The sequence below is a fragment of the Lentisphaerota bacterium genome (genome assembly GCA_016873675.1).
Lineage (GTDB): Bacteria > Verrucomicrobiota > Kiritimatiellia > RFP12 > JAAYNR01 > VGWG01.
Window position 1 is genome coordinate 1 of sequence record VGWG01000211.1, and the last position, 1,774, is coordinate 1,774.

Here is a 1,774-nt window from a genome sequence, read left to right on the forward strand (position 1 = left end):
AAAGGGTCGCGCGGGTTGAGCCCTGTGTGGCAAGACCCGTAAGCGGGGTCGAGATCGAGTGGCTGCCCAGGAACAGATGCGCTTTCCGCGGCCACACATATCAAGTCCCTGGTTCCGCGCGGGGGTCACTCCTCCGCCGAACACGCATCCCGAAGGCCTTCTTCGACGATGCCCGTTACGAGGAGCAGGTCTATCTCCTGAAAGGGCGCTTGCCCAATCTTCACCAACTCGTGGCGTGGACCTCTCCGGATGGCTCCAAGATCGAGAATTTCACCTATCCGGGGATCATCCCTGTCACCACTCGGGAATTCGGGTCCGCGGTCGCCGATCTTCTGCTGTCTCAGGGGCTGACTCCGTCTCAGTGCCATGTGACGGGCAACGATCTTGTGATTCGGCTTCTCGGGGACAAGCCTTTTGACGCCCTTCCCGGCGATGCGTTCAGGCTGGGGATTGACATCAAGAACAACCAAGTCGGGTTTGGGGATCCCGTGACGGTTCCGTACCTGTGGCGCATGGGCTGCACAAATGATGCGACTCTGGACAAGACGGTCGGCGCCGTTGTGGAGATGGACGCTGGGATTCCCACTCGCGAGAAACTGAGGGACTTCCTGCGGAAAAGCACAGAGATGATGTGCCGTTTGCAGGAGAAGTCCACCTATTTCGGATCGTTGATACGGCATGCTGGGGAGCGCCGGCTGAATCGGAAACAGTTCATGCGAGCATGGCGGCAGGTGCGATCCGCCGTGCATGATGCAGAGCAGGCTGACTGGGTGATGCGCGTGCGTACGTCTGAACGGGTTGAAATCGACAAGGCCTGCAAGAGAACGAACCGATTGCTGAATCACGGCCGGCTCAACCTGAACGAGGAGCCAACGCCATGGTCCGCCTATGAGATCGGGAATAACATCACAGAACGGGCGAGGCAGTTGGATATTCCCGTGAGATTTGATCTCGAGACCATCGGCGGTCGCCTCATCACCGCCAGCCTGAATTAGCCGTTTGAGATCCCGAATGAAAACGTGCTCTCGAGCTGTGGTTTCCTGTACCAATATAAGAATTGCGGTTCTCTGCTCGATGCGTGATGCCTCTATCCTCAAGGTGCTTCCTGTGAGGTCGCAACGAAGAACCCCGTCGTAGGATTCACTATATGCCTCTGGTTGGCCTTGCCCATCTGACAAGAGCGTATAACAGGACGGATCTCATGCGTGAGCTGAATGAGTGTTCTCACCCTCGCTCCGCCCTACCACGGACAGCGGCCCAAATTGGAGGCCTCGTGTCCGTCATGGGATCCGTGCCCATACTCGGCCGCGCGCGGTCGTTACCCGCGCGGCGTTCGGCCGGCGGCCTTTGCCCTGCGTCAGCGCTCACGTCGCCTTACCGGCAATGGGCTTCCTGGCGATGTCGCGACGCTCGTACGTCTCGCCACCCCGGCAGTCGCCTCACATCACGACTGCGACTCACACCGAAGACGGAATCCCGATCGTGGATCGGATAGGACCGTGACATGGTCGTTGGTTGGTTTAGATTAGGAGGAAGTCAAATGGCCAGAGAAGTTGTTGCCGCCGAGGCGGAGAAGCGGGACGTAACGGGCGAAACGGAACTCGCAAAGGTGCGTCAGGATCTGGAGCACGGACTGGCCTCGCTGAAAGTCGCGGCGGAGGGATGCCGCGACAATGTCCAGGTTGCGAAGGAGTATGGCCCCACCCTCGAAGTCACCGATGGCTTCTATACGGGGTTCGATGCGACAAGGCCCGCCCCACGCCAGGGGTCCGAC

The 1,774-nt window shown here is 59.4% G+C and carries 2 protein-coding genes; both read left to right on the forward strand.

From position 1 onward, the window contains the following. The first annotated feature begins 26 nt into the window (after window positions 1–26). Window positions 27–995: a hypothetical protein gene (locus FJ222_12775; GenBank protein MBM4165295.1), complete on the forward strand. Its 969-nt coding sequence runs from the start codon at window positions 27–29 to the stop codon at window positions 993–995. A 545-nt stretch (window positions 996–1,540) separates the two neighbouring features. Continuing rightward, a partial coding sequence (locus FJ222_12780; GenBank protein ID MBM4165296.1) for a hypothetical protein occupies window positions 1,541–1,774 on the forward strand: 234 nt, incomplete at its 3' end.